Annotated in this window: 21 protein-coding genes and 1 pseudogene; 17 read left to right on the forward strand and 5 right to left on the reverse strand. The window is 58.8% G+C overall.

Annotation, left to right across the window (positions count from 1 at the left end):
* The first annotated feature begins 51 nt into the window (after window positions 1–51).
* From glgC to IGB42_RS12665, 8 genes are all read left to right on the forward strand, one after another.
* Complete coding sequence (glgC, locus tag IGB42_RS12630; protein WP_201799922.1) at window positions 52–1335, forward strand: glucose-1-phosphate adenylyltransferase; 1284 nt, start codon at window positions 52–54, stop codon at window positions 1333–1335.
* A 64-nt stretch (window positions 1336–1399) separates the two neighbouring features.
* Window positions 1400–2839 (forward strand): glycogen synthase GlgA, encoded by a 1440-nt coding sequence (gene glgA / locus IGB42_RS12635; RefSeq protein ID WP_159672094.1) that lies wholly within the window; start codon window positions 1400–1402, stop codon window positions 2837–2839.
* A 32-nt stretch (window positions 2840–2871) separates the two neighbouring features.
* Window positions 2872–5331 (forward strand): glycogen/starch/alpha-glucan family phosphorylase, encoded by a 2460-nt coding sequence (gene glgP, locus IGB42_RS12640; RefSeq protein ID WP_159672095.1) that lies wholly within the window; start codon window positions 2872–2874, stop codon window positions 5329–5331.
* Between the two features lie 159 nt (window positions 5332–5490).
* Window positions 5491–6045, forward strand: a complete 555-nt coding sequence (locus tag IGB42_RS12645; protein ID WP_159672096.1) for an NUDIX domain-containing protein — start codon at window positions 5491–5493, stop codon at window positions 6043–6045.
* Between the two features lie 39 nt (window positions 6046–6084).
* Window positions 6085–6615, forward strand: coding sequence for a hypothetical protein (locus IGB42_RS12650; protein WP_159672097.1), 531 nt, complete (start codon window positions 6085–6087; stop codon window positions 6613–6615).
* Window positions 6615–7193, forward strand: a complete 579-nt coding sequence (locus IGB42_RS12655; RefSeq protein ID WP_201799923.1) for a hypothetical protein — start codon at window positions 6615–6617, stop codon at window positions 7191–7193. The genes IGB42_RS12650 and IGB42_RS12655 overlap by 1 nt, the downstream gene beginning before the upstream one ends.
* A gap of 249 nt (window positions 7194–7442) precedes the next feature.
* Complete coding sequence (locus IGB42_RS12660) at window positions 7443–7724, forward strand: hypothetical protein (RefSeq protein WP_159672098.1); 282 nt, start codon at window positions 7443–7445, stop codon at window positions 7722–7724.
* A gap of 1 nt (window position 7725) precedes the next feature.
* Window positions 7726–8169, forward strand: a complete 444-nt coding sequence (locus IGB42_RS12665) for a hypothetical protein (RefSeq protein WP_159672099.1) — start codon at window positions 7726–7728, stop codon at window positions 8167–8169.
* 26 nt (window positions 8170–8195) lie between these two features.
* Here IGB42_RS12665 and IGB42_RS22235 read toward each other — a convergent pair.
* Both IGB42_RS22235 and cysB read right to left on the reverse strand, forming a co-directional pair.
* Window positions 8196–8330, reverse strand: a pseudogene (locus IGB42_RS22235) (IS481 family transposase); the annotation flags it as partial.
* Window positions 8331–8440: 110 nt separating this feature from the next.
* Window positions 8441–9382: an HTH-type transcriptional regulator CysB gene (gene cysB / locus IGB42_RS12670; RefSeq protein ID WP_159672108.1), complete on the reverse strand. Its 942-nt coding sequence runs from the start codon at window positions 9380–9382 to the stop codon at window positions 8441–8443.
* Between the two features lie 110 nt (window positions 9383–9492).
* On the opposite strand from cysB, the gene IGB42_RS12675 reads away from it, so the two are divergent.
* The 9 genes from IGB42_RS12675 to IGB42_RS12715 all read left to right on the forward strand — a co-directional run bounded on the left by IGB42_RS12675 (window position 9493) and on the right by IGB42_RS12715 (window position 19321).
* The gene (locus tag IGB42_RS12675) at window positions 9493–10299 is read left to right on the forward strand and encodes a sulfite exporter TauE/SafE family protein (RefSeq protein WP_236822575.1); all 807 of its coding nucleotides are present in this window, start codon (window positions 9493–9495) and stop codon (window positions 10297–10299) included.
* A 90-nt stretch (window positions 10300–10389) separates the two neighbouring features.
* Entirely contained in the window at window positions 10390–11073 is a 684-nt protein-coding gene (locus tag IGB42_RS12680; RefSeq protein WP_159672110.1) for a phosphoadenylyl-sulfate reductase, read from the forward strand.
* A gap of 219 nt (window positions 11074–11292) precedes the next feature.
* The gene (locus IGB42_RS12685; protein ID WP_159672113.1) at window positions 11293–12165 is read left to right on the forward strand and encodes a BadF/BadG/BcrA/BcrD ATPase family protein; all 873 of its coding nucleotides are present in this window, start codon (window positions 11293–11295) and stop codon (window positions 12163–12165) included.
* 39 nt (window positions 12166–12204) lie between these two features.
* Window positions 12205–12945 (forward strand): GntR family transcriptional regulator, encoded by a 741-nt coding sequence (locus IGB42_RS12690; protein ID WP_159672116.1) that lies wholly within the window; start codon window positions 12205–12207, stop codon window positions 12943–12945.
* A 646-nt stretch (window positions 12946–13591) separates the two neighbouring features.
* Window positions 13592–14854, forward strand: coding sequence for an ABC transporter substrate-binding protein (locus tag IGB42_RS12695; RefSeq protein WP_236822576.1), 1263 nt, complete (start codon window positions 13592–13594; stop codon window positions 14852–14854).
* Window positions 14855–15015: 161 nt separating this feature from the next.
* Window positions 15016–16263: an ABC transporter substrate-binding protein gene (locus IGB42_RS12700; protein WP_159672119.1), complete on the forward strand. Its 1248-nt coding sequence runs from the start codon at window positions 15016–15018 to the stop codon at window positions 16261–16263.
* Between the two features lie 100 nt (window positions 16264–16363).
* Entirely contained in the window at window positions 16364–17251 is an 888-nt protein-coding gene (locus IGB42_RS12705) for a carbohydrate ABC transporter permease (RefSeq protein WP_236822577.1), read from the forward strand.
* A 20-nt stretch (window positions 17252–17271) separates the two neighbouring features.
* Window positions 17272–18174, forward strand: coding sequence for a carbohydrate ABC transporter permease (locus IGB42_RS12710; RefSeq protein ID WP_159672122.1), 903 nt, complete (start codon window positions 17272–17274; stop codon window positions 18172–18174).
* Window positions 18175–18214: 40 nt separating this feature from the next.
* A complete protein-coding gene (locus IGB42_RS12715; protein WP_159672124.1) occupies window positions 18215–19321 on the forward strand; it encodes an ABC transporter ATP-binding protein in 1107 nt (368 codons plus the stop codon).
* Window positions 19322–19681: 360 nt separating this feature from the next.
* Here the strand turns inward: IGB42_RS12715 and thrC are convergent, their stop codons facing one another.
* The 3 genes from thrC to IGB42_RS12730 are packed head-to-tail and all read right to left on the reverse strand — an operon-like array spanning window position 19682 to window position 21820.
* Entirely contained in the window at window positions 19682–21115 is a 1434-nt protein-coding gene (gene thrC, locus IGB42_RS12720; RefSeq protein ID WP_159672215.1) for a threonine synthase, read from the reverse strand.
* Between the two features lie 17 nt (window positions 21116–21132).
* The gene (locus IGB42_RS12725) at window positions 21133–21426 is read right to left on the reverse strand and encodes a hypothetical protein (protein ID WP_201799924.1); all 294 of its coding nucleotides are present in this window, start codon (window positions 21424–21426) and stop codon (window positions 21133–21135) included.
* Window positions 21427–21430: 4 nt separating this feature from the next.
* A complete protein-coding gene (locus IGB42_RS12730; protein ID WP_159672126.1) occupies window positions 21431–21820 on the reverse strand; it encodes a hypothetical protein in 390 nt (129 codons plus the stop codon).

The following is a 21820-nucleotide window of genomic DNA, read 5'->3' on the forward strand; positions in this document are numbered from 1 at the left end:
AGCGGCTATGTACCGCGTGCCATCGAAGTCGACGCTTAGAGGATGTTAGCCATGGAAATGCAACTGATCGACAAGGCGACGCTGGCCCGCCAGCTTCCCAACAAGGCCGTGGCACTGGTGCTGGCAGGCGGGCGTGGTTCGCGCCTGAAGGCACTGACCGACCACCGCGCCAAGCCCGCCGTGTATTTCGGCGGCAAGTTCCGCATCATTGACTTTGCGCTGTCCAATTGCCTGAATTCCGGCATCCGCCGCATCGGCGTGGTCACGCAGTACAAATCGCATTCGCTGCTGCGGCACATCCAGCGTGGCTGGTCGTTCCTGCGCAACGAGATGAACGAGTTCGTCGACCTGCTGCCGGCGCAGCAGCGCGTGGACGAAGAGCACTGGTATCGCGGTACCGCGGATGCGGTGTTCCAGAACCTGGACATCCTGCGCAGCTACCGGCCCGAATACGTGGTGGTGCTGGCGGGGGATCACATCTACAAGCAGGACTACGCCCGCATGCTGGTGGACCATGTGCTGCTGGGTTCCGATTGCACGGTGGCGTGCATCGAAGTACCGCGCATGGAAGCCACCGCGTTCGGCGTGCTGCACATCGATGAAACCCGCAAGATTTCCGCCTTCGTGGAGAAGCCGGCCGATCCGCCTGCCATGCCGGGCCGCCCGCAAAGCGCGCTGGCATCGATGGGTGTATACGTGTTCAACGCCGACTACCTGTACCGCCTGCTGGAAGAAGACCTGGCCGATCCGGCCTCCGAGCATGACTTCGGCAAGAACATCATTCCGCAGATCGTGAAGGAAGGCCGTGCGTTTGCGCACCCGTTCTCGATGTCGTGCGTGAAGTCCGATCCGGATGCCAAGGATTACTGGCGCGATGTCGGTACCGTGGATGCGTACTGGGAAGCCAACCTCGACCTGGCATCGGTGATGCCCGAGCTCGACATGTACGACCAGGACTGGCCGATCCGCACCTACCAGGAGCAATTGCCGCCCGCCAAGTTCGTGCAGGACCACAACGGCAGCCACGGCATGACGCTGAACTCGCTGGTATCCGGCGGCTGCATCGTATCGGGTTCGCTGGTGCTCAACTCGGTGCTGTTTTCCAAGGTGCGCGTGCATTCGTTCTGCACCATCGATTCGGCGGTGATCCTGCCCGATGTGGTGGTGGGCCGCTCCAGCCGCCTGCGCCGCTGCGTGATCGACCGGGGTTGCGAAATCCCCGAAGGCACCATCGTCGGTGAAAATGCCGAGGAAGATGCACGGCGCTTCCACCGCAGTGAAAACGGCGTGGTGCTGATCACCAAGAGCATGCTGGGCCAGCAAACAACCTGCTGACGCGCATACGCTTGTAAAAAAGCCTGCCCACACTGGGCAGGCCCGTTTCTGAAGGAAGTCTGCAATGCGCGTACTGCACGTCTGCTCGGAGCTGTTCCCCTTGTTGAAAACCGGCGGCCTGGCCGACGTGACCGGCGCACTGCCGGGGGCGCTGGCCCGCCAGGGCGCGGATGTGCGCGTGCTGCTGCCGGGCTTTCCGGCCATCCGCGCCGGCCTGCCCGAAGAAGGGGAAGTGGCCCAGGTGGACACCCCGTTCGGCCCGGCGCGGCTGGTGTATTCGCACCTGGCCGACAGCGGCGCCGGCGTGTACGTGATCGATGCGCCACACTTTTACGACCGCCCGGGCAATCCGTACCAAGATGATGCACAGCAACCATATGGCGACAATCACCTGCGCTTTGCCCTGTTGGGCTGGATTGCCGCCGAGCTGGCCAGCGGGCTGGATCCGTTCTGGCGCCCGGAAGTGGTGCATGGCCATGACTGGCATGCCGGCCTGACCCCCGCTTACCTGGCTGCACGCGGCCGCCCGGCGCGCAGTGTACTGACCGTGCACAACCTGGCGTACCAGGGCGTGTTTCCGCCGCATACCTACGGCGATCTGGCGCTGCCATGGGATTTCTTCGGCGTGGAAGGCGTGGAGTTCCATGGCCAGGTGTCGTTCCTGAAGGCCGGCCTGTATTACGCCGACCATATCACCACGGTATCGCCCACCTATGCGCGCGAGATTGCCACTGCCGAGCAGGGTTGCGGGCTGGATGGGCTGCTGCGTGACCGCGCTGCAGACCTGTCCGGCGTGCTCAACGGCGTGGATGAAGCGGTATGGAGCCCGGCCACCGATCCGCTGATCGCTGCCAGCTATACGGCAGACAAGCCGGCCGGCAAGCAGAAATGCAAGCAGGCGCTGCAGGAAGCCCTGGGCCTTGCCACCGATTCCGAAGGCCCGTTGTTCGCGGTAGTCAGCCGCATTACCGAGCAGAAAGGCCTGCACCTGATCCTGGATACGCTGGACGAGATCGTGGCGCGCGGCGGGCAGTTCGTGCTGCTGGGCAGCGGCGATCCGGACAAGGAAAGCGCGTTCGTGGCGCGTGCTGCTGCCAACCCGCAGCAGATTGCCGTACGTATCGGCTATGACGAGAACAAATCGCACCGCGTGATGGCGGGGGCGGATGTCATCATGGTGCCCAGCCGCTTCGAGCCCTGCGGACTGACGCAGCTGTATGGCCTGAAGTACGGTGCGCTACCCTTGGTGCGCAGGGTGGGCGGCCTGGCCGACACCGTCACCGATGTGGCACTGGAAAACCTCGCTGATGACACGGCCACCGGCTTTGTCTTTACCGACTTCACTGCCGCGGACCTCACCCGCGCCATCCGCCGCGCATTTGCACTGTGGGCCAAGCCGCAAACCTGGAAAGCGGTTCGTCGCAGCGCCATGCGCAAGGATTTTGGCTGGCATGCGGCTGCCGAGGACTATTACTCGCTTTACCAGCAACTGCTTGCTGATTGAGCACCGACCTTGTGATTGCACTGGAGTAAGCCATGACGGCTGGTTTTGAACATAATTCACCGAGCAATGATGTCGATGCGCTCAAGCGCTCGATTGCCAACAAGCTGATCTTTGCTATCGGCAAGGACCCTATCACAGCCAATCCCCGTGACTGGCTGTTTGCCACCATGCTGGCGGCGCGTGACCGCCTGATCGAGCGCTGGATGGCCACCACCCGCGCGCAGTACTCGCAGGACGTGAAGCGCATCTACTACCTGTCGATGGAGTTCCTGATGGGGCGGGCGTTGACCAACGGCCTGCTGGCGCTGGGCATCTACGACGAAGTACGCCGCGCGCTGGACGAGCTGGGTATCGACTACGACGAGATCGATGAAATCGAGCCCGATGCCGCACTGGGCAATGGTGGCCTTGGCCGCCTGGCCGCATGTTTTCTGGATTCGATGGCAACCCTGGGGTTGCCTGGATATGGGTACGGCATCCGCTATGACTATGGCATGTTCAAGCAGCGCATCGTCGACGGCAACCAGGTGGAAAGCCCGGATTACTGGCTGGCCAATGGCTACCCGTGGGAATTCTCGCGCCCCGAGGTGCAATACCTGGTGCGCTTTGGCGGCCGCGTGCAGGACGTGGGCGAAAACAAGGTCACCTGGCAGGATACGCAGGACGTATTCGCCTGCGCCAACGATCACATCATTCCCGGCTACGACACCACGGCTACCAACACGCTGCGGCTGTGGTCGGCCAAAGCCAGCAATGAAATCAACCTGAGCAAGTTCAACCAGGGTGATTACTTTGCCGCGGTGGAAGAGAAAAACCATTCCGAGAACGTCTCGCGCGTGCTCTACCCGGATGATTCCACCTATTCCGGCAAGGAGCTGCGCCTGCGCCAGGAGTATTTCTTCGTCTCTGCCAGCCTGCAGGACATCCTGCGCCGCTACCGCCAGGGCCACAAGGACTTGAAGGATCTGACCCGCTTGCACGAGAAGGTGGCCATCCACCTGAACGATACGCACCCGGTGCTGGCCATCCCCGAGCTGATGCGCATCCTGATCGACGAAGCGGGCATGCTGTGGCGCGATGCATGGAGCATCACCCGCCAGGTGTTCTCGTACACCAACCACACGCTGATGAGCGAAGCACTGGAAACCTGGCCGGTGGACATGCTGGGCCGCGTATTGCCGCGCCACCTCAAGCTGATCCTGGAAATCAACGATGCCTTCCTCAAGGAAGTGCGCGTACGCCTTGGGGACGATGCCGAGCTGATCCGCCGCATCTCGCTGGTGGACGAAAGCGGCGAGCGCAAGATCCGCATGGCCTACCTGGCCGTGGTGGCCAGCCACAAGGTCAATGGCGTATCGGCACTGCACTCGCAACTGATGACGGAATCGATCTTTGCCGATTTCGCCAAGCTCTACCCGGAACGCTTCAACAACAAGACCAACGGCATCACGCCGCGTCGCTGGCTGGCTCAGGCCAACCCGGCGCTGGCCGGCGTGATCGACCACTACATCGGCAAGACCTGGCGCAGCAACCTGGATGAACTGGCAGAACTGCGCCAGCACATCGATTACCCGGCCTTCGTCAATGCGGTGGCCGAGGCCAAGTTCAGCAACAAGGAGCGGCTGGCGCGCTTCGTGGCCCGCAAGATGGGCGGCGTGATCGATCCGAATGCGCTGTTCGACGTGCAGGTGAAGCGCATCCACGAATACAAGCGCCAGTTGCTGAACGTGCTGCACGTGATCACCCGCTACAACCGCATCCTGAAAGACCCGCAAGCGGATATCGTGCCGCGCGTGGTGATCTTTGCCGGCAAGGCCGCATCGGCATACCGCATGGCCAAGCTGGTGATCAAGCTGATCAACGACGTGGGCGCCAAGATCAACAACGACCCGCGCGTGGGCAACAAGCTCAAGGTGGTGTTCGTGCCCAACTACGGCGTGACGCTGGCCGAGCTGATCATCCCCGCTGCCGATCTGTCCGAGCAGATTTCCACCGCAGGTACCGAGGCATCGGGCACCGGTAACATGAAGTTTGCACTGAACGGCGCGCTGACTATCGGCACGCTCGATGGTGCCAACGTGGAAATGCGCGAAGAGGTGGGGGAGGACAACTTCTTCATCTTTGGCAATACCGCGGATCAGGTCGAGGCACTGCGCCGCGATGGCTACAGCCCGCGCAACTTCTACGAGAACGATGCCGAACTGCGCGAAGTGCTGAACATGCTGGCATCCGGCGTATTCAGCCCGGATGAGCCCGAGCGTTACCGGCAGATTTTCGATGTACTGGTGAACTGGGGCGATCACTACCAGTTGCTGGCCGATTACCGCAGCTACATCGATACGCAGGATGCGGTCGATGCGCTGTATCGCCAGCCCGATGCATGGGCACGCAGCGCGGTGCTCAACATCGCCGGCATGGGCAAGTTCTCGTCCGACCGCACCATCAAGGAATACGCGGACGAAATCTGGAAGGTATCGCCAGTACGGCTGTGAGTGATCGGCGTTACTTGATGCAGGCAGCGGCGGCGCAAGTCGCCGCTGTTTTTTCGTGCGTTGCTGCCGTGCCGGCCATGCATGCAGCGGACAGAATCAGCGACAATGCAGCGGCAGGCAGCGCAACGCGCCGCCGTGCATGAAACCTGGGGGAAGGGAATGCAGGACGACAGTCATCTGATCGAAGTACAAACAGCCAGCGAGCGTGTGTTCGATGGCGCATTGCTGCACATCAACCGCGATACCGTGCGCCTGCCCGACAACAGCAGCGCCACACGCGAATACGTGGTGCACCCCGGCGCGGTAATGATCATCCCGGTCTTGCCGGATGGCCGGTTGCTGATGGAGCGGCAGTTCCGCTTCCCGCTCGACCGCGTGTTCATCGAATTCCCGGCCGGCAAGCTCGATCCGGGTGAAGACCCGCTCGCCTGCGGCCAACGCGAGCTGCTGGAAGAAACCGGCTACACCGCCAGCGAATGGCAATACTTGGGCGTGATCCACCCGCTGATCAGCTACAGCTCGGAAGAGATCAAGGTTTACTTGGCGAAAGGATTGGTGGCCGGCGAGGCACAACTGGACGAAGGCGAGTTTCTGGAGCTGATCAGCATGTCGCTGGATGAGCTGAAAGCGGCGGTGCTGGATGGCCGTATCACCGATGGCAAGACCACCAGCGGGATATTCTGGGCGGAGCAGTTGCTGGGTGAAGTGGGCTAAGCAAACCATGTGCATCAAGTGTACTTGGTGTGTCATTTGATGTTTCAAACACAATCAATCAATCGATCAGATCTTGGTGCGCCTCTTGGTCGTGGTGGCAATAAAGACGTCTTTGCTTATGGAGAAAGCCAGGCTGTTGGCGTGCTCAGAGCTGGGGAAAACCCTCAATTGCTTACAGACGAACTTAGGCTGCTGAACCAATTGGAAGATTTGGGTCTGCCAACGGCAAATGCAAGGGGGCCTGTTAACGTCTCTGGGCATCCGGGATTAGTGTTTGACCGTTTCGCGCAGGGTTCTAAGGACATTGTGAGGCTCGAAAATGGCAAAGTGCGTATTGTTGGAGAGTCCTCGCTGCTGAATGCTCAGAGCGTTACTGATCTGCAGGGTATTCGCAATACCATGGTAAACAACAAGATTCAGATCAATGATCTTCAGTTCTTGATAAGCGAACGTGGCCGAGTCGTTATAGCCGACCCCCTTGCCGTCAATCTGAATACATTGCCATCAAAGAATAATCTGCGAATGATTGATCTTTTGATCCAGTCCGCCAAGAGCAATGGAGAATTCTAATGAAAGACGTGATAAATAACCCAACCCCTCCATCAGCATCATTCGATTTATTAAACACGCTCATTGGCGTTAAAATAATCGATTTGGTGCGTTACAGTTGGTGGCCAGCTGATGAGGTTGCGGATGAATGTGACATTCAGGAAGAGCAGGCATTTGCATTGACTGCTGGCCCACTAGGCATTGTTTTTGAAGATGGTCGAATTCTTGGTTTGGCAAGCGATCCGGCAATGAACAGTGTCGTAGTTTGGGATGAGGGCGCTCGACGCTCTACCTCATCAAATGTTGCTTTGGATCAGGATGACGAGCTATTCCCCATCTCTGCAACAGATGAAGTCCATAGTACTCCTTTCTGGAAGCAAGTGGTTGGCAGTACTTTAGCCCAATTAACCATTTTAAAGCGCAGCACAATGAGTGCTAAGGAACGTGAACTACCTAGCGAATTAGGCTTGCGCTTTCAATTGCAAGATGGATTGACTTTTGTTGCATCTCATGGCCTGCATAATGGGGCAGATGATTTTTCGGTTCTCGAGGAGTCGCAGCTTGCTCCGATAGAATTGAAAGAGCTGGCGATTAAATAAGTCAATTGGAGCGATAAGCCAAGCTGAATATGGATTGTCGTTCCAAACAGTGTGAGTCGTTCGGGTAGTTACCCTGTTGGTGAAACACCTTCATTACTTACCCTCTCGCGACAGCCTGGGAAGGTCACCAGGAGTGCTCTGAGTGATACCGAGTTTGCCCAGACGCAAGAGCTGGCTACATTCCGTGGTGGCGAGTTCGTCGGGGCTCCGACTAATAACTTCCCTGGTATTGACGGGTGGCTCGACGGCGTGCCCACACAGTTGAAAATAGTGACTGGTCAGGGCGAACAAGCAATCCTGCGCAATATCGTGAAGGGCACTCGGAACATGTCTAACCAAGGATACGTTGGTGACATTGCTGTCGATGCGACCAAAACGGGCGTCAGCATGAACAGCTTTACCAAATTCGTGACCCCCAATACACCTGTTGGACGAATCCTAAACGAAGGATCGGTGAATAACGTCTACATCAAGTTTGGTGAAGGCTGGCTCAACATAACAAAGGGTACGTTGGTCGTGCCTGGAGGGTAATGTGTCTAACAGCGTATTTGTTCCAGTGAATCGGCTACCGGTCTCACTTGAGGAGGTCCGACAAGCGATCGGTCAAGCATTTGAAGAACTTGGCCTCGAACCGCCAGAGGTGCAATTACATGAATCAAAAGGCTCACCGAAAGCTCTAGGGGACTCAATAGTGACCGTTTACGGCAAGGGAGTGCATGAGCATTGCTGGGTTTCATTTGGCGAATACCCTGCAGAGCTTACTGGCACCGACACCACAACGCATATGGGTGATGTGACCACGCGGGGCAGTTGGTTGTTTGCGGGTGTTGTTGTCCTGGCATTGTTTGAGTTTGGTGGATCCACTGCCTTTAATGATTCTGGTGAGCTGGATGGGCAGCCAGAGTATGACTCCCTGACCCTTCGCAGAGTGATTGATGATGGACTAGCTGCAGGTAATCTGTACTTGGCAAGCTGAGAAGAATGCCGGGCCATTTGGCCCGTGTCCAGTCCCGGATGATTGATCACACGTTTGCGGAATAAATCAGGCCGCTCACGCGCCCAATCCTTCATCGCCTGAAGCGGCGTACGATGACGTAGCGCCAACTGCGGCAGATGCTGGTTGTACAGCCAGACATAGCACGCCACTTTAAAGTCCAATCTCACTAGCGCGGGAGATTGGACATGAAGAAGTACTTCACCGAAATTCAGCTATGGGCGATGACCGTGAAGCGGGTGGATGGGCTGGCTTAAGCCGCATCGCCAATCTCGCACAGCAACGCATCCTGCACATCCTGGCGTGACAGGTGCGGGGCGAACAGTTCGATGAAGTCGAACGCGTAGCCGCGCAGGTAGGCGTCGCGGCGGATGCCGATGCGGGTGGTGGAGGGCTCGAACAGGTGGCCGGCTGCCACGGCCACCAGACCGATGTCGCGCTCCGGCTCGAACGCCATGCCGGCGATGATGCCCACACCCAGACCCAGGCTCACATAGGTCTTGATCACGTCGGTATCGATGGCGGTCAGCACCACGTTGGGGGTGAGGCCGACGTTCTCGAACGCGCGGTTGATCTTGTTGCGGCCGGTAAAGGCAAAATCGTAGGTGATCAGCGGGTAGGCGGCGATTTCGGCCAGGCTGATCGGGTGATCGAGCGTGGCCAGCGGGTGGCCGGATGGCACCACCACATCGCGGTTCCAGTCGTAGCAATCGAGCATGGCCAGTTCCGGGTAATGATCGATACCCTCGGTGGCGATGGCGATGTCTGCGCTGCCGTCGACGACCATTTCACTGATCTGCGTGGGGCTGCCCTGCTTGATCGACAGGCGTACCTTGGGGTAGCGCGCCAGGAACGCCTTGATCGGCTTGGGCAACGCGTAGCGCGCCTGCGTGTGCGTGGTGGCGATGGTGAGGCTGCCGCCTTCCACGTTGACGAATTCTTCACCGATGCGCTTGAGGTTCTGTGCCTGCATCAGCATGCGTTCGGAAATGCGCAGGATCTCGCGGCCCGGGGCGGTCACGTCGACCACGCGCTTGCCGTTGCGGATGAAGATCTGCACGCCGAGCTCGTCTTCCAGCAGGCGGATCTGCTTGGAGATGCCGGGCTGCGAGGTATGCAGCTTTTCGGCCGCTTCCGATACGTTCAGGCCTTGCTTGGCGACTTCGACGAGGTAACGCAGTTGCTGCAGTTTCATGGCAGTTCCGAATAAATAACCTGTTCGTCTATCATCGTAACACAACAGTCTAAGGGCTTCTAAACCCGGTGCTATCATGCGCCGCTTATAAGAAAAAGACGGATTTCGATATGACTTGGTTATATGAGCTGCTGGCACAGCTGAACTGGGTTTACGTGCTGTCCGGCCTGGGCGTCGGCTTTATCGTAGGAATGACCGGCGTGGGCGGCGGCTCGCTGATGACGCCCATCCTGTTGCTTTTCCACATCAGCCCGGCCACCGCAGTGGGTACCGATCTGCTGTATGCCGCCATCACCAAATCGGGGGGCGTTGCGGTTCACCAGAAAAACAAAAATATCGATTGGGGCATTACCGGCTGGCTGGCACTGGGCAGCGTGCCGGCCGCGGCGCTGACGGTGGTGTTCCTGCATCTGTGGCAGGGCGATATCGCCACCGTCAACAAGGTGATCAAGAGTACGCTGGGTTTTGCCCTGCTGCTGACCGCAGTGGCCATCGTGTGCAAGAGCCGGTTGCTGGCATTTGCACAACAGCACGCCAGCGACTGGCTTGATTTGCCGCCTACCAAGCTCAATATCATGACGGTGCTGGTGGGGGTGATGCTGGGCGTGATCGTCACGCTGTCGTCCATTGGTGCCGGTGCACTGGGTACCGTGGCGTTGTTTCTGCTTTACCCACGGATGCCCACATCGCGGCTGGTGGGCACCGAAATCGCGCATGCAGTGCCGCTCACGCTGGTGGCAGGCCTGGGCCACGCCGGCCTTGGCAACCTGGATTGGCATCTGCTGGGCAATCTGCTGGTGGGCTCCTTGCCGGGCATCTATTTCGGCAGCCATCTCACCGGCCGGGTGCCTGATGGGGTGTTGCGGCCATTGCTGGCGGCAATGCTCGTTATCATCGGGCTCAAGCTCGTGCTTTAATTGCGGTATTGATCAAAGGCGGCCAGCGCCACGGATGCTGGCGGTGCCCGCTGCCGGGGGGACGGGCAGCGGCAGAAACGAGGATATGCAATGAGTCTGGAACAGAAAATCGCCGATACGCTGCAGTGCCTGCGGCACATTGAAGCCGAGTACAGCCCGGCCATTTTTGCCAACTCCTACGGCGCAGAAGACATGGTGCTGACCGATCTGATCGCCAGGAACGCGTTGAAGATCGATCTCTTCAGCCTGGATACTGGCCGGCTGCCGGCAGAGACGTACACGCTGATGCAGGAAACCGGCACCCGTTATCCGGTAATACCAGTGAAAGTGTATTTTCCGGATGCGGCGCGCGTGGAAGCGTATGTGAACGATAACGGCATCAACGCTTTCTATGAATCGGTGGAACTGCGCAAGGCATGCTGCGGCATCCGCAAGCTGGAACCGCTTCAGCGCGCGCTGGCTGGCCGCAAGGCGTGGATTACCGGTTTGCGCCGCCAGCAATCGACCACGCGCACCGAGATGCAGATTCAGGAATTCGATGCCGGTAACGGGCTGGAGAAATTCAATCCGCTGATCGAGTGGACCGAGAAGGAAGTGTGGCAGTACATCCGCGAAAACAACGTGCCTTATAACAAGCTGCACGATCAGCATTATCCGTCCATCGGCTGCGCGCCCTGTACGCGCTCGGTGGCCATGGGCGAAGACATCCGCGCCGGGCGCTGGTGGTGGGAAAACGCAGACCTGAAGGAGTGCGGGCTGCACGCCAAAAAATAGCGCATGGGCTGCAGCTGTACGCACCGCTACGGTGCTGACGGCGCGAACAGGGGGCGAAAGTTCCATGTTGGCGCCGTTGTTGTTTTGCAGCTGTGCGTTGACAGGGTGTGGTCTGCTGACTAGATTTGCTAGTCTGGCAAGAGTGGGCGTGATCGCCCGTCTTTGCGAACAGCTGCGGCTACTGCAGCGATGAACACAGCAATCTCACAAGGACAAGCAATGAGTATCAAATATCTGATCGGCGTCGATGGTGGCGGCACGGGTACCCGCATCTGTATCGCCGGTCTTGATGGCGTGGAACTTGTGCGCGCCGAAGGTGGCCCTTCGGCGTTGGGCCAAGGCGTCGACAAGGCGTGGACCAATATCACGCTGGCCATCCGCGACGGTTTCCGCAAGCTGGGTATCGAGCACCCCAACTTCAAGGAATGCGCGGTCGGCTTTGGTTTGTCCGGCGTGACGGTCAAGGCATGGGCGCAAGAATTCGAGAACAAGAACCCGGGTTTTGCCCGCATCCTGGTTGAAACTGACGGTTTCTCCACCTTGCTGGGTGCACATGATGGCGCCCACGGCGGCATCATCGCCGTGGGCACCGGTTCGATCGGCGAAGCATGGCTCGAAGATGGCAGCCGGGTGGAAGTGGGCGGCTGGGGCTTCCCGACTTCGGATGAAGGTTCGGGCGCTTTCCTCGGCCTCAAGGCCATCAACCACGTACAGCGCGTGATGGATGGTCGCCGTCCGCTGACCGATTTTGGCCGCAAGCTGCTGAGCATCACCGGCGCGACCCGCGAAGGTGTGTTCGAGTGGATGGGCAAGATGAAGCAGACCGAATGCGCTTCGCTGTCGCTGGTGGTGGTGGAGTTCGGCGAGAAAGACGAAGTGGCCAAGCGCTTCCTCATCGATGCCGGCCTGGAAGTGGAAATCATCGGCCAGGCACTGCGCGCCAATGCACCGCAACTGCCGCTGGCCATCTGCGGTGGTGGTCTGTCCGAGGCGCTGCGCCCGTACATCCCGGCCAGTTTCCTCGCCACCACCAGCCGGCCGCAGAAAGATTCGTGCGCCGGCGCACTGCTGCTGATACAGAACAACATCTAAGCTGCAGTTAACTACATCACTGTCCGGGAGGGCCGCCCCATGCAGTCACCACAGAAACTGCAGGTGCTCAGGCCCGACCCCGATAGCGCTACCCCGCTTTACCTGCAACTGAGCCACAAGCTGGCTGCGGCGATCCAGGCGGGGTTCTGGCGACCGGAAGAGCCGCTGCCGTCCGAACGGCATTTCTGTGACCTGCTCGGCGTATCGCGTGTGACCGCGCGCAAGGCGCTGGATCTGCTGTACGAACAGGGGCTGATCCTGCGCCGGCAGGGCGCCGGTACCTTCATTACGCCCAAGCTGGAACAACCGCTGACGCGGCTGACCAATCTGTCCGAAATGCTCAAGCAGCGCGGCTTCACGCCCGGCTCCAAATGGCTGAGCCGCGAAGTGGTGCCGGCCGGCAACGAGGAAGTGGCCAGGCTCAACCTGGCGCCCACCAGCCACGTCAGCCGCCTGCTGCGCGTGCGTACCGCCAACGATACGGTGATGGCGGTGGAGGAAACGGCGTTGCCACACACGCTGGTGCCCGATCCCTTGCTGATCGGCGATTCACTGTACGAATTCCTCAGCGTGCACCGGCTGGCGGTGGTGCGCGCACTGCAGCACATTGCCGCCATCAATGCCGACGAGCGCCTGGCTGGCCTGGTGGATGTGCCGGTTGGTGCCGCCATGCTGCACCTCACGCGGGTGGGTTACCGCGATAACGGCCAGGCGGTGGAGCTGACCCATTCGTGGTTCCGCAGTGATTTCTACGATTTCGTGGTGGAGCTGCACCGCTGAATGGCCCCGGACGCGTTGCGTCAATTGCGGTTTCTGCTCAGTTGTTACGTAAAGTTGCAAAAAAGCGACACAATTGCTGTCGTCCGCCTGGCCTATCTGCGCCGGGCATCAGCTTTCTTCTGCCTGTTTCAAATGCTTCGCTTTCGCCTACACACAACGGCAAAACCGCCGACAACATGTAGTGGCTTGCCAATTTGGTGCATTCACCTTCATCGAAACTACATAAAACGCTCGTTCTGGCGCGGCTAATAGGCTGTTTTTAAAGTGTGAAAGCCATGCACCCATTTTGTATCGTGTAGTCTTGTTTTGGTGCAGCATGATGCAGGTTACAAGCGTGCTTTGCTGTTTACCTTCGGCCATGCGCCGGTCATACGCGTTTACCCGCACTTTGGTGCTGCACTGCACATTCATCCCCCGCAAAAATTGTTGTAATCTGCCCCAGCTGATACCGGTTACAGCGACTAACAAGCGCCCCCCGCTGCGTGCAGACGGGATCAAAATTGAAAGCGCATTCGGTTGCTGCAAACCGCAGTCAGCGCCAGACAACAACAGTTTGACGAGGCACATGGCGAGTGATTAGTGTTTATCCCGCGTCCTGGCTTACGTTGGCACAAGTCCAAAAAACCTAAATCCAAGGATTGATTCGATGATGAAGTTCAAACGCTCGCTGGCCGTTGCCGCTGCGCTGTTCGCAGCTACAACCATGAGTGCCATGGCAGCAGAAAAAACCAAGGTTGAGTTCTGGTCGAACAGTCTGTCGCCGAAGTTCGACAGCGTGATGAAAGACCTGACCGCCAAGTTCAACGGTTCGCAAAGCGAAATCGAAGCCAAGTGGGTTGATGTGGACTGGGATGCCTTCCTGCCCCGCCTGACCGCTTCGCTCGCTGGCGGTACCGCGCCGGATCTTGTCAACCTGCCCAAGCCGTGGATGGATGATCTGGCGCAGAAGAAGCTGATCCTGCCGATCACCAAGCAGATCGCCGGTTTCAAGAGCAACTACACCGAAGGCGCGCTTAAAGACGTGACCTACGAGGGCGACAAGCAGATTTACGGCCTGCCGTGGTACCAGGTGACCGGCGTGATGTTCTACAACAAGGAATTGCTGACCAAGGCTGGCGTGAAAGAAGCGCCGAAGAGCTTTGGCGAACTGCTGGCCGTGGCCAAGCAAGTGAAGGAAAAAACCGGCGTGACCGGTTTCGCCCCGAAGCTGAACGACGGCTTTGCCGGCTGGTTCCTGTACGACGGTCTGCCGGTGGTGAAGGGCGGCAAGGCAGTATTCAACAGCCCGGCGCACGTGAAGCTGGTTGAAGCCTTTGCCGATGCCTACAAGGCTGGCGCGATCCCGAAGGACGCGTACAAGATGGGTTTCGAAGAGCAGATCGCTGCGTTTGACGGTGGCAAGGTTGCCATCTTCGCCGAAGGCGCCCACGCTCTGAAGCGCACCAAGACCGATGCACCGAAGATCTACGCGCAAACCGGCGTCGCACCGTTCCCGCTGGCTGGTGGCAAGACACCGTTCGGTGGCTTCCTGTTCCTGTGGTCGGTGCCGAAGACGTCCAAGCATGTGGATGCTGCCGTCAAGCTGGGCCAGTTCCTGACTTCCGACGATGCGCAGCTCGCGTTTGCCAAGGCATCCGCGACCTTCCCGTCGACCAACAAGGCACTGGCTGACCCGTTCTTCCAGGCCGGCGCCAAGTCGAACGATCCGATTGAAAAGGCCTTGGCAACCGCCGCCGATTCGATCAAGGTGACTTCCACACTGACGATTTCGGGCCTGCCGGACGAGGCTGCAATGAACAAGAAGCTCGATGAAGCTGTCGAGGCTGCAATTACTGGCCAGAAGCCGGCCAAGCAAGCGCTGGACGAAGCTGTTGCGTACTGGAATGAGAAGTTTTCTGCCAAGAAGTAAGCTTGTTTTTGAATAGATTTGCAGCGGTGGTTTCTCTGGTACACTGCCGCTGCAAAATTAGAAATCCGCATGATTTAGTGGTAAGCACTGGGTCAGATGTGGTGTATCGCCGGGAATAGTTCCGGGCGTTTTTGTCGGTAACTCCTCGAGGAAGACAAGAGATGAAGCTCAAGAAGATGTTGGCCGTTGGCGCAGTGGTGTTCGGCTTTGCTGCTCTGCAAGCACACGCTGATACAGAACTCGAATTCTGGACCATGAACCTGGCTCCGAAATTCAACGGTTACTTTGACCAGGCAACGACCAAGTTCAACGCTGCCAACCCGGGCCTGAAGGCCAAGTGGGTTGACATGAACTGGGACCAAATCCAGCCGAAGCTGGTTGCTTCCATCGCTGCTGGCAACCCGCCGGCGCTGGTGAACTTCAACGTGCCTTGGGTACACGAGTTCGCAGCTCAAGGTAACCTGGTCGCTCTGGACCAATACCTGGGCGCAGCCAAGGGCAACTACTCCACCAACTCGCTGAAAGACGTGACAGCTGGTGGCAAGGTATTCGCGTTCCCGTGGTACAACTCGGTTTCCGTGATTGCCTACAACAAGGACATCTTCGCCAAGGCTGGCGTGAAGGCAGCTCCGACTGACTTCGACCAGTTCATCAGCGTTGGCAAGCAAATCACTGCCAAGACCGGCCTGCCGGCATACGCACCGAAGGTTGGTAACTTCGTGGGCTGGTTCGCCTACGCTGGCCTGCCTATCCTCGAAAACGGCAAGGCAGTGTTCAACTCGCCGAAGCACGTTGCTTTCGTGCAGAAGTTTGCTGACCTGTACAAGGCTGGCGTAGTACCGAAGGATCTGTTCAAGGTTGAATTCGAGCAAGAAATCGCTCTGTACAACGCTGGCAAGATCGCGATGATGACGACTGCTCCGCAGGCTCTGAAGCGCACTGAAACCGATGCCAAGGCAATCTACGACAAGACTGGCGTTGCTCCGTTCCCGCTGGGCGCAGGCAAGCTGGCTCAAGGTTCGTGGATGATGGACTTCGTTGTGCCGAAGGGTGTGAAGGATCCGGCTGCTGCTGCAAAGCTGGGCCTGTTCCTGACTGGCGACGAACAGCAAGTTCTGTTCTCGAAGGCGACAGAAACAACCTTCCCGTCGACCAAGAAGGGTAACCTGGATCCGTACTTCCAAGCTGGCAAGAACAGCAAGGACGTCGTTGAGCAAGCTCGTGCTGTTGCTGCCGGTTCGATGGACGGTGCTCGCACCCTCGTCATCACCCCGGGCCAACTGCCTGACGAAGCTGCTCTGACCAAGAAGCTGCAAGACGAACTCCAAAGCGCAATCGAAGGCCGCAAGCCGGTCAAGGCTGCTCTGGATGAAGTTGTTGCTGCATGGAACGAAAAGCTGGCCAAGTAATTCATTACTTGCGTTAGTTAGCTCCAAAAAAACGGAACTGCCGGCAACGGCAGTTCCGTTTTTCCCCGCCTAAGAATTAAAAATCAAGTCGAGTTGCGCCGTGAAAACTTCCAGCAGCTATACCACTATTGCCTATCTGTTCATGGCCCCGGCCCTGATCCTGATGGGCATCTTTACGTTCTGGCCGGTCGGGTTCAACACTTACCTGGCTTTCCATGACTACGCCCTCGTCGATGGCACCGCAACCTGGAACAACTTTGCCCACTTCAAGTACATTGCCGGCGAAGAGCTGTTCCACAGCGCGATCAAGAATTCCCTGTTGTTTCTGCTGGTTGTGCCGGTGATCCAACTCGCAGCGCTGGTGGTGGCCAAACTGGTCAACAGCAAGCTGCCGGGCATGACTTTTTTCCGTGCCTCTTACTACATCCCGGTGATTACCGCGGTTTCGATCGCAGCCGTCGTGTGGAGCAACGTCTACAAGTACGACGGCATGCTCAACATGATCCTCTCCTGGGTCGGTCAGGCGCTGCACCTGCTCAAGGCCGGTGAGATGGTCGAAATCCAGTGGATCGGTGATCCGCACATCGCCATTTTCTCGGTGATGGGTTTTGTGTTCTGGAAAGGTATCGGCTACTACATGGTGCTGTATCTTGCTGGTCTGCAAGCGATTCCGGCCGAGGTTGAAGAAGCCGCCGTTCTGGACGGTGCCAATGCATGGCAGCGTTTCTGGAAAATCACCGTACCGATGGTGAAGCCCACCATTCTGCTGTGTACGCTGCTCTCCACCATTGCCGCCATCAAGGCATTCCAGGAAGTGGTTGTTCTGACGCGTGGTCAGTCTGATACCTATACCGCCCTGTTCTATGTGTACGCACAAGCGTTCCAGAACTACAACTTCGGTCGCGCTGCGGCGGCGGGTCTGGTCATCACGTTCTTCTGCATGATCCTCGCCATCATTCAATTCCGCTTCTTCGGCGAAAAGAAATAAGATCAGGGGCACCATACACCATGGCAACTTTTACTGTACGCCGAGTAGCCGGGCTGAGCGCGCATTACGCCGGCCTGCTGCTCTTCATGGCATTCACGACTTTCCCGTTCCTGTGGGCACTGTCGGCTGCGCTGTCGGGCGATCCTTCCAAGATCTGGTTGTTCCCGGATGCGTTCGTGCCGAACGATTTGAGCCTGATGTGGTTCAAGCGCGTGTTCGAGGAAATGCCGTTCAACACCTACCTGCTCAACTCCACCATCATGTCGTTCTGGACGATCATCGGTGTGGTGGTGGTATCGGTGATGGCAGGCTATCCGCTGGCACGGCTGAAGTTTCCGGGCCGCGGCCTGATCTTCGTGGCCATCATTGCCACGCTGATGCTGCCGTCCGAAGTGGGCATCATTCCCAACTTCATCACGCTGAAAAACTTCGGTGTATGGGCAAGCAGCCTGCAGGAAGCACTGCACCTGCCGTCCGACTGGAACATGCGTGAATGGGTGGGCCTGAACAGCTACTTCGGTGCGATTGCCCCCAACTTCGCCACTGCCTTCGGTATTTTCCTGATGAAGCAGGCGTTCGAACAGATCCCGCAGGATCTGGTGGATGCGGCGCGCGTCGATGGCGCCAACGAACTGCAGATCATGTGGCGCGTGATGGTGCCGGTGTCGATCCCGTCGATCGCCGCGCTGACCATCTTCACGCTGGTCAATGCCTGGAACGACTACCTGTGGCCGTCCATCGTGATGACCGGCAAGGAAAAGCTGCCGCTCGCCGTTGGCGTGTTCAACGACCTGACCGGCCCGTTCGCCACATCGACCAGCCTCGTGATGGCTGCCATCGTGATGACGGTTATCCCGGTCCTCATTTTCTTCGCCTTCACCCAGCGTTACTTCATCGGCGGCCTCGACGGCGCGGTCAAGTAATCCAGGCACGAACACAGACACAAGTATAGGAATCGACTCAATGGCTTCGGTTACTCTCAAAAGCATCAAGAAAAGCTACACCAAGGATGTTCAGGTCATCAAAGGCGTGGATCTGGAAATCAAGGACGGCGAGTTCGTCGTTTTCGTCGGCCCGTCCGGTTGCGGCAAGTCCACGCTGCTGCGCATGATCGCCGGCCTGGAAGACATTACCGAAGGTACGCTGCATATCGGTGACGTGCTGTCCAACGATATCCACGCTTCCAAGCGCGGTATCGCCATGGTGTTCCAGTCGTACGCGCTGTACCCGCACATGTCGGTTGCCGACAACATGGCGTTCGCGCTCAAGCTGTCGGGCACTTCCAAAGAAGAAATCGCCCAGCGCGTGAACAAAGCTGCCGAAATCCTGCAGATCACCCATCTGCTGGAGCGCAAGCCCAAGGCATTGTCCGGCGGCCAGCGCCAGCGTGTGGCCATCGGCCGCGCCATCGTGCGCAACCCCAAGGTATTCCTGTTCGACGAGCCGCTGTCCAACCTGGATGCATCGCTGCGTCTGAACATGCGTGTCGAACTGTCCAAGCTGCACCAGGATCTTGGCACCACCATGATCTACGTGACCCACGATCAGGTTGAGGCGATGACGCTGGCAGACCGCATCGTGGTGTTCAACGGCGGTATCATCCAGCAAGTCGGCTCGCCGCTGGATCTGTACGAAAACCCGTCGAACCTGTTCGTTGCCGGCTTCCTGGGTTCGCCCAAGATGAACTTGCTGGAAGCGCAGCTGGTTGGTGTCGAGCAAGGCGTGGCCATCGTGCGCCTTCCCAAGGGCGTTACCCTGCGCGCCAAGGTGGACGCCAAGCGCGGCAAGGTGAGCGACAAAGTCACCCTGGGCATCCGCCCGGAGCATCTGCGCCTGGCCATTGGCGATGAAGCAGGCGCCGTGCCGGCACGCGTCGACCTGATCGAGCACCTGGGTGACCACGTGCTTGCTTATGTCGAAATCCCGGGCATCAACGAAATCCTCAGCCTGAAGCTGACCGGCCACGCTACCGACCTGAAGTACGGTGATGCGATCCGCGTGGTATTCCCGGAAGAAAACTGCATGCTGTTCGATAACGAAGGCCTGGTCTTCACCCGCACAGCTGGCTGATTTTTGCCGGTAATGAAAAAGCCTGCCCTGGTGGCAGGCTTTTTTTATGGGCGCGGCGTGCTATGGGGGCCCGCTATGCTTGCATGCATCCACGACGAAGGAGGGGCCGGCTGCCGGATGGCCAGACCGATTGCAGGCGGTATCAATGCCGCGATAACGGCGTGTGTGGCAGCCGCAATGATCGCTTGGGCAGGTTGCTATTGCCAGCGCATTTGATGCGGCTGCCTCCGAACTGCCGCTGCGTTGTGCTGCACAACGCAGCGGTGCTTGCCGGGTGCACGGGCCGCAAAAAAGCCGGCAATTGCCGGCTTTTCCACTGCGCCTGCGCCATTACCCTGGCGCGATTACACAAGTCGCGACTCAGACGGCAATGCGTTCACGCAGGTAAGCCTTGATCGCTTCCGCATCGGCTTCCAGCACGTCAAAGCGCTGTGGCAATGCTTCGAGGCCTGCGAGGCCGGCAGGGCGGAACGGGTTGATCTTGAGCGCTTCCTTCATGGTGTCTTCAAACTTGGCCGGCAGCGCGGTTTCCATGATCACCATGGTCACTGCAGGGTCGCGATGGGCCTTGGCAGCCTTGAAGCCATCGGCGGTGTGCGGGTCGATCTGCACGCCGTATTTCTCGAACACTTCACGGATGCTGGCAATGCGGTCTGCATGGTTGCTGGCTTCCGAGCGGAAACCGTAGTCATCGTGCAGCCTGGCAAAGTCCTCGGCCGACAGCTTGAACCCCTGGCCTTGCTCCACCGAGCGCCACAGCTCGGCCAGCTTGGCGCTGTCGCGGCCGATCAGGTCGAACACGAAACGCTCAAGGTTGGATGCCTTGCTGATATCCATCGACGGGCTGGAGGTCTCGTAGGTCTTGTCCACGCCGCGCGGGTGATAGCCGCCCGTCTTGAAGAACTCGTCCAGCACGTCGTTTTCATTGGTGGCCACTACCAGACGGCGGATCGGCAGGCCCATCTGGCGCGCGATATGGCCGGCGCAGATGTTGCCGAAGTTGCCGGACGGCACCGCGAAGTCGACCGGGTCGCCCACGGTCTTGGCGGCGGCGAAGTAGCCCTTGAAGTAGTACACCACCTGCGCAACGATGCGGCCCCAGTTGATCGAATTCACCGCACCGATCTTGTACTTGGCCTTGAATTCGGCGTCGTTGTTCACCGCCTTGACGATGTCCTGGCAGGCATCGAAGAAACCCTTCACCGACAGGTTGTGGATGTTCTCGTCCTGCAGGCTGAACATCTGCGCGCGCTGGAACGGGCTCATCTTGCCGTAGGGGCTGAGCATGAACACGTTCACGCCTTGTTTGCCACGCATTGCATATTCCGCAGCGGAGCCGGTATCGCCGGAGGTGGCGCCAACGATGTTCACCTGCTCGCCACGCGCGGTCAGCACGTATTCGAACAGGTTGCCCAGCAACTGCATCGCCATGTCCTTGAACGCCAGCGTCGGGCCGTTGGACAGTTCCTGCACGAACAGCGTGCCGTCGAGCTTGATCAGCGGGGTGATGTGCTCCGATTGCGCCTTGGAGCGGCCATTGCAATACACCGCCGGGGTGTAGGTCTTGTCGATCAGCGCTTTCAGGTCGGCATGCGGGATATCGTCGACAAAGCGGCTGACGATTTCCAGTGCCAGGTCACGGTAGTTGAGTTTGGCCAGCTCGGTCAGCGCTTCCAGGTCGAACTGCGGATAGGATTCGGGAATGGACAGGCCGCCATCCGGTGCCAGGCCGCCAAGAAGGATGTCGCTGAACGCTTGCGGGGCCATGCCGCCGCGGGTAGAGATATAACGCATGTGCTGGTCTGCTCGATTCAAGGCCACCGGCTGGCAGTGCTCAACCGTTGGAAAGGGGTCATGGAAGTGGTGCAGCGGCGCTTACCATTGCTGGCGCCGGCAGATTGCCGGAATCCCCCGGTACGCGCCGCCAGTGTTTCCCGGCGAACTGATAAAACGTCATGGTGCGGGCGCTCGCTGCCGCGCTGCAATTCATGGGTAATATACCCCGGCACGACAGCGATGATGGACTCGGCCCGGGCAAAAGCCGCTGCGAATCCGGCGGCCAGGGCGGGAGTGACATCGAGATGAACGATTTCGGGCACGCTCATGGGGTTACTTCGGCACGCTGGTCAATTGCGCGCTGATATTGTCGGCCACGCAATGGAATGCGTATGCGAGTGCCTTGCCACCGATCAGTCGCTTTACCGCAGGATCGTCCAGCTGGCCGGCGTGCAGGAATTGCTCGACAGCCACCGGATCACTCATCAGCTTGTCGGCCGTGCAGGTGCACATGTCGTCGTGATGGAATTGCATCCCGAGGTTCTCGAGCACCTGCTGGAATTCAGCTGCCTGGCTTTTATCCTCCATGCAGCCGCCGACGAAGACGCGGTGCAGCAGCCTGATCTGCTCCTTGTCATCCTTCGCGGGCTTGTCTGCCGCATGCACCGCACTGGCGGTACACAGGGCGACAAGCAGCGCGAGTATTGTCGACGTCATCCGCAT

Origin of the sequence: Andreprevotia sp. IGB-42, assembly GCF_009848685.1 — a bacterium.
In the GTDB taxonomy this organism is placed as follows: Bacteria; Pseudomonadota; Gammaproteobacteria; order Burkholderiales; family Chitinibacteraceae; genus Andreprevotia.